The following is a 6,420-nucleotide window of genomic DNA, read 5'->3' as shown; positions in this document are numbered from 1 at the left end:
GCCATGCGCTTGGCGCTGGTCACGGCCAGCAGCTTGAGCTTGCCGCCCTGCACCAGCGGCAGCGCCGCGGTGATCTGGTCGAACATGAAAGTGACCTGGCCCGACGAGACGTCGAGCATCGCGGGCGGCGTGCCCTTGTACGGGATGTGCGTGAGCTTCACGCCGATCATGTCGCCCAGCATCTCGCCTGCCAGGTGGGTCGAAGTGCCGGCGCCGGACGACGCGAAGGTGCGTTTCGACGGGTCTTTCTTGAGCAGCGCCACCAGCTCGGCCACCGAGTTGACGCCGAGCGCGGGGTCGACGATCAGCACGTTCGGCAGGAAGGCCACCAGCGCGATCGGGTCGAAGTCCTTCACCGGGTCGTAGGGCAGGTTCTTGTAGAGGCTGGCGTTGATGGCGTGCGTGCTGATGGTGCCGCCGAACAGCGTGTAGCCGTCGGGCTTGGCCTTGGCGACGTAGCCGGCGCCGACCGCGCCCGCGGCGCCCGGCTTGTTGTCGACCACCACCGCCTGGCCGAGCACCTCGCCGAGCTTCTGCGCGATCACGCGGCCGATGACATCGGTCGAGCCGCCGGGCGTGAAGGGCACGACGTAGGTGATCGGCCGGCTGGGCCATGCATCGCCCTGCGCCATGGCGAGCAGCGGTGTGGCGAGCAGCATCGAGGCCGCGCCGGCGCGCAGCAAGGCACAGCGGGCGAGCAGGGAGCGTGGGTGTTGTTGCTTCGTGTTCATTCGACCTTGACTCCGCGGCTCTTGATGACCTGGCCATAGCGCTGCTTGTCGGCGTCGATGGTCTTCTGCAGCTCGGCCGGCGTGCTGCCGCGCGGCGTGGCGCCCTGGGCGATCAGGGCCTTGCGCATGTCCTCGGTGGCCACGGCTTCCTTCACGTCGGCCGAGATCCGGTCGACCAGGGCCTGCGGCGTGCCGGCCGGCGCCAGCAGCGCGACCCACGAGCCCGACTCGGCATTGGGCACGCCCAGCTCGGCCAGCGTGGGCACTTCGGGCATCGCGGGCGAGCGCTGGGCGCTGGTCACGGCCAAGGCGCGCAGCTTGCCGGTCTTCACGTAGCCGGAGGTTTCGAGGATCGATGCGAACAGCATGTCGACATGGCCCGCCATCAGGTCGGACATGGCCGGGCCGCCGCCCTTGTAGGGCACGTGGACGAAGCTCACGCCCGCGGCCTGCTGGAAGATCTCGGCCGTGAGATGCGGCGAGCCGCCGCTGCCCGAGCTGGCGTAGGTGTACTTGCCCGGCGCGGCCTGGGCCAGCGCGATCAGCTCCTTCGGCGTCTTGGCCGGCACGCCCGGGTTGACGACGAAGGCGAAGGGCAGCTCGGCGAACAGCGACACCGGCGTGAAGGCCTTGTCGGCGTCGTAGGGCATCTTGTAGAGCGAGGGGTTGATCGACTGCGTGCCCACGTTGCCGATCAGCAGCGTGTAGCCGTCGGGCTTGGCCTTGGCCACGAGCTCGGCGCCGACCAGGCCGCCGGCGCCGGTGCGGTTGTCCACCAGCACCGATTGGCCCCACTTCTGGCCCAGCCGCACGGCCAGCAGGCGCGCCGCAATGTCGGTGCCGCCGCCGGGCGCGAAGGGCACGACGAAGGTGATCGGGCGGGTCGGCCAGGCCGCCGGTGCCTGGGCGCTGGCGRCAGTCGGCAGCAGCGGCGCGGCGGCCAGCGCAATGCCGGCCGCAATGCCGCCGAGGGACCGGCGCGGGGACCGGCACGTGTGGGGGATTGTCTCCATGGGCTTCATTCCTTGGTCTCTGGATGTCTTCAATGAATCTCGGGCTCGCCCTTGCCGCTGCCGGCTTCGTCGCCTGCGTAGTCGGGGGCGAGGAAGTCGAAGTCGCAGCCGGTGTCGGCCTGCTGCACGTGCTTCAGGAACATCACGCCGTAGCCGCGGCTGAACTTCGGAATCGGCTTCTGCCAATCGGCGCGGCGGCGGGCGAGCTCCTCGTCGCTCACGGCCATGTCGATGCGGCGCGCCTCGACATCGAGCGTGACGAGGTCGCCGTCGCGCACCAGCGCCAGCGGTCCGCCCACGTGCGACTCGGGCGTGACGTGCAGCACGCAGGCGCCGTAGCTGGTGCCGCTCATGCGGGCATCGCTGATGCGCACCATGTCGCGCACGCCTTCCTTCAGCAGCTTCTGCGGGATCGGCAGCTGGCCCCACTCGGGCATGCCGGGCGCGCCCTGCGGGCCGGCGCTCTGCAGCACGATCACGCTGTCCTTGGTGACCGGCAGGTCGGGCGCATCGATGCGCGCGGCCAGGTCGTCGTAGTTGCTGAAGACCAGGGCCGGGCCGGTGTGCTTGCGCAGCTGCGGCTCCATGGCGGCGGGCTTGATGACCGCGCCGGCTGGCGCCAGATTGCCGTACAACACCGCGAGGCCGCCGCCCTCGAGCAGCGCTTCGCTGCGCGGCCGAATCACGTCGGCGTTGAAGGTCTGGGCGCCCTCGATGTTCTGGCCCAGCGTGCGGCCGTTGCAGGTGCGCTGGCTGCCATCGATCAGCGGGCCCATCTCCTTCAGGAAGGCGCGCAGGCCGCCGGCGTAATAGAAGTCCTCCATCAGGTACTTGCCGCCGGGCCGCAGGTTGGCGATGACCGGCGTCTCGCGCGCCAGTTCGTCGAAGCGCGCCAGGTCGAGTTGCACGCCGGCGCGGCGTGCCATTGCGATCAGGTGGACGATGGCGTTGGTCGAGCCGCCCAGGCCCAGGACGGCGGTGACTGCGTTGTCGAAGGAGCCCGCCGTGAGGAAGTCCAGCGGCTTCAGGTCTTCCCACACCATGTCGACGATGCGCTTGCCAGTGTGCGTGGCCATCATGGCGTGGCGCGAGTCGACCGCGGGGATCGACGAGGCGCCCGGCAGCGTGAGGCCCAGCACCTCGGCGGCGCTGGTCATGGTGCTGGCGGTGCCCATCGTCATGCAGGTGCCGGCGGAGCGGGCGATGCCGTCCTCCACCTCCTGCCAGTCGTTCTCGGTGATGTTGCCGGCGCGCAGCTCGGCCCAATATTTCCAGCTGTCAGAGCCCGAGCCCAGCACCTGGCCCCGGTAGTCGCCGCGCAGCATCGGGCCGGCTGGCACGAAGATTGTCGGCAGGTTCATCGCCAGCGCGCCCATGACCAGACCGGGCGTCGTCTTGTCGCAGCCGCCCATCAGCACCACGCCGTCGGCGGGGTAAGAGCGGATCAGCTCCTCGGCCTCCATCGCGAGCAGGTTGCGGTACAGCATGGTGGTCGGCTTCTGGAAGGCCTCGCCCAGGCTCATCGCCGGGATCTCGACCGGGAAGCCGCCGGCCTGCCAGACGCCGCGCTTGACCTCCTCCACGCGCTCCTTGAAATGCGTGTGGCAGGAGTTCATGTCGCTCCAGGTGTTGAGGATCGCGATCACTGGCTTGCCGAGGTAGTCGGCGCGGCTGAAGCCCATCTGCGCGGTGCGCGAGCGGTGGCCGAAGCTGCGCAGGTCCTTGACGCCGTACCAGCGGTGGGAGCGGAGGTCTTCGGGCTGCTTGCGGCGGGGCGCGGAGGGGGACGGGGCGGGCGCGGGGGTGTCAGTCATGGGGCGCGTTGGCTGTCGGCATCGTGAGCTACGAATGTTAGCGCTGTCATTCTGAATTTAACCAAGGGTTTACCTTGGGGTTTCTCCCGAAAATCGAGTCTGAATGTTTCCGCTGTCAGAGACGGCGAAAGGCCGTCAAATGCCCTGTGGCCGTGCGGCGCGCAGGCGTGCCGAGCCTCAGACGCTGTCGCGTTCGATCAGCGAGAAGCCGATGTCGATGACCTTCTGCGGGACCTCGATGCCCTTGGCCCGGTCGACGATGAAGCGAGCGGCCTGGCGGCCGATCGCGGTGCCGTCGATGCGCACGGTCGAGATCGCGGGGTGCGCATGCTGCGCGAATGCCAGGTCGCCGAAGCCCATCACGCCGATGTCGGCCGGTACGCGCATGCCGCGCGCATGGGCCTCGGTGATCACGCCGTGGGCCAGGGCGTCGGAGCTGCAGACCACCACGTCGGTCTGCGGGGCGGCCGTCAACAGTTCGGCCAGCGCGGCCCGGCCGCTGCCGAGGGTGGTGGGCGCCGGGACGGTGTGCACCGGCACCTGCGCCACGCCCAGGGCGGCCATCGCCGCGGTGAAGCCCGCGCGCCGCAGGTCGGCGCGCTGGTCGTCGCCGGTCACGACGGCCGGGTAGCGGTAGCCCTTGGCATGGAGGAAGTCGGCGATGGCCGCGCCGGCCTTCTCATGGGAGAAGCCGACCAGCATGTCGACCGGTGTCGGCGTCAGGTCCCAGGTTTCGACCACCGGGATTCCCGAGGCGAGCAGCCGCCGGCGGCCGTCGGCCGAACGCATGATGCCGGTCAGCACGATGCCGTCGGGGCGGCGGCCGATGATGGCGTCGATCAACGCGTCCTCGCGCGAGTGGTAGTAGCCGCTCTGTCCGAGCATGAGCTGGTAGCCGTTCTCGTCGAGTGCTTCGGTGAGCGCCTGGATGGTTTCGAGGAAGACCGGGCCGGCGATGGTCGGCACCAGCGCCGCGACCAGCCGGCTGCGGTTGGACGCCAGGCTGCCGGCCAGCCGGTTGGGCACGTAGCCGGTGCGCTCGACTGCCGCGCGGACCTTCTCGCGCGTCTCCGGCGACACCAGCTCGGGCGTGTTCAGCGCCCGCGAAACGGTGATGGTCGACACGCCCGCGACCTTGGATACGTCGCTGAGGGTTATGCCGCCGCTGCCGCGACGCGCCGAACGGCCGGAAGGATGTTGCTGGGTCACGAATCAGAGGCTCGGTTGGGAAGGAGGGCGCGGGCGACGCTGCGCGGCTGCGTCAAATTATCGACCGCCGCCGCCGCAGCCCGCCGGCCTGCCTCCCCCTTCGAGCCACTGCGCGTCAGCGCCTCGAAGCCCTCGCTTGCCACTGGGGCTGCAGCCGCGCGCGTTCGTCGTCGAAGCGATGGATAAGGCGCTGCCTTTCCTCTTCGCTCGACTGGATGAACTGCGTCTGTGCCCGGATGCCGCTGTCGTTCTCCTCGAACTTCTGATCCAGGACCGCAGGGGCCTTGGTGCGATCGCCGCGATAGAACTCCAGCTCCTCGTCGAGCTTGTGGCGCTCCATCTTCAGCGCGGCCAGGTAGCTTCTGGCCAGTTGCATGGCCTGGTCGATCTGCGCCAGCGCATCGGCGCGCGTCTGCTCGTGGATGCGGGCATCGGGATAGCGCACCAGCAGCGCCCGCTCGCGCCGGCGCTGGCCCGCTCGTTCCAGGACCTGCTGCTCCGCCTCGCGGTCCTGCCGGTCGCGCGTCGCAAGGTCAAGCTCCGAATAGGTCGGCGCCACCTTGCGCAGGACGCCTCCGGTCTTGCGCAGCTCTTCCTGCTCCCTGCCGGCGCAATCCGCGATCGGGCGGTCCGCGCTGAGGACGCGACCGTGCGCATCCTTGCAGCTGTAAACCCGGGGTGCCGGCTGGGCCTGCGCCCAGGGCGCTCCGAGCGACATGCAGCAGGCGAGCGTCGCGATTCCTCTGCGGATCGCATTCACAGCGTGGCCGCCACCACGAGCGTGCAGACGAGGGCCGTCGCCAGGCCAACGACCCACACGCAGTTGCGCCAGAACCGGGGCCGGGTTGAGACACGCTGCCACGTGGGGTGCCGGGGTTCCTGATCAGGCTTTTCAGTCCACCAGCCCAGATTTGTGTCGTACTGCGTCTCATCCATGTAACCGATTGTAGTTACATGTAATACTTTCACCTCAAGTCTTTTTGCATTGCGGTTCTGCGGCCGCCAGCGTAGAAGGCCGGGTCAACCCCGCGCGGTCCGCGCAATGCACGCGGGTCTCCGTGGTCAGCCGGGTGCGCCCGTCCGGCAGCAGCACGGTGCTGAAGTTCAACACCAGCTTGGCCAGGCCCGCCTCGGTGTACCAGGCGAGCTGCAGTGCGGGATCATCCAGGCCACCAGGTCATAGTCGCGTTGCCAGAAGCGGCCGACCAGTCCGAACGCCATCTCGCGATCGCCTTCCGCCCCAGCGGCATGAAGTCGTCGAGGCCGAATGCGGCGCGATGCCGGAGCCCGCTGCGGGCGCCGAAGCGGCCCAGCCAGCGATCGGGCAACTCGCGCAACCGGATGAACTGTCGGGCCCAGGGGTCGTCGGGTCGCACCAGGCAGGAGCACCGCATCGAGCAGGGCAGCGGGCGGCGCGTCCACCACCAGCGCGTGGCGCTCTCTAGAGTGGAACGTGGGCAGGAAGGTATCGATCAACGATATGGCGGGGGTTCGGCGCCATCGCCAGCATGTCGATCATCGGTCGGCGCAAGCGCCGGGGCTCACGCTGCCGAACCCGGAGCGCCGCGCGCCAGCCTCACTGCCCGAGCAAGCGCAGCCCCAGCAGAACCACCACGGCCACGCCCAGCAGCACCGTAGTGCACTGCCAGAAGC

6 protein-coding genes are annotated in these 6,420 nt (G+C 69.4%); 1 reads left to right on the top strand and 5 read right to left on the bottom strand.

From position 1 onward, the window contains the following. The 5 genes from AC1DY5_RS37445 to AC1DY5_RS37425 form a co-directional block, all read right to left on the bottom strand. Nucleotides 1–659 (bottom strand): Bug family tripartite tricarboxylate transporter substrate binding protein (locus tag AC1DY5_RS37445; RefSeq protein ID WP_478119531.1); only part of this gene is annotated, 659 nt, incomplete at its 3' end. 68 nt (nt 660–727) lie between these two features. Beyond that, complete coding sequence (locus AC1DY5_RS37440) at nt 728–1,744, bottom strand: Bug family tripartite tricarboxylate transporter substrate binding protein (RefSeq protein ID WP_478119530.1); 1,017 nt, start codon at nt 1,742–1,744, stop codon at nt 728–730. A gap of 29 nt (nt 1,745–1,773) precedes the next feature. Continuing rightward, entirely contained in the window at nt 1,774–3,558 is a 1,785-nt protein-coding gene (araD, locus tag AC1DY5_RS37435) for an L-arabinonate dehydratase (protein WP_478119529.1), read from the bottom strand. A 177-nt stretch (nt 3,559–3,735) separates the two neighbouring features. After that, nucleotides 3,736–4,767, bottom strand: coding sequence for a LacI family DNA-binding transcriptional regulator (locus AC1DY5_RS37430; RefSeq protein WP_478119528.1), 1,032 nt, complete (start codon nt 4,765–4,767; stop codon nt 3,736–3,738). Between the two features lie 115 nt (nt 4,768–4,882). After that, nucleotides 4,883–5,527, bottom strand: coding sequence for a DUF4124 domain-containing protein (locus AC1DY5_RS37425; RefSeq protein WP_478119527.1), 645 nt, complete (start codon nt 5,525–5,527; stop codon nt 4,883–4,885). Nucleotides 5,528–6,220: 693 nt separating this feature from the next. On the opposite strand from AC1DY5_RS37425, the gene AC1DY5_RS37420 reads away from it, so the two are divergent. After that, the coding region (locus AC1DY5_RS37420) for a hypothetical protein (RefSeq protein ID WP_478119526.1) at nt 6,221–6,420 on the top strand (200 nt) is incomplete at its 3' end.

The sequence above is a fragment of the Variovorax sp. P4_D9 genome (genome assembly GCF_056401695.1).
This window is presented reverse-complemented; position numbering and strand designations above follow the sequence as displayed.

What these genes read in the sequence shown, in the direction of transcription:
- araD (WP_478119529.1), bottom strand. Translation starts at nt 3,558, where the DNA reads ATGACTGACACCCCCGCGCCCGCCCCGTCCCCCTCCGCGCCCCGCCGC.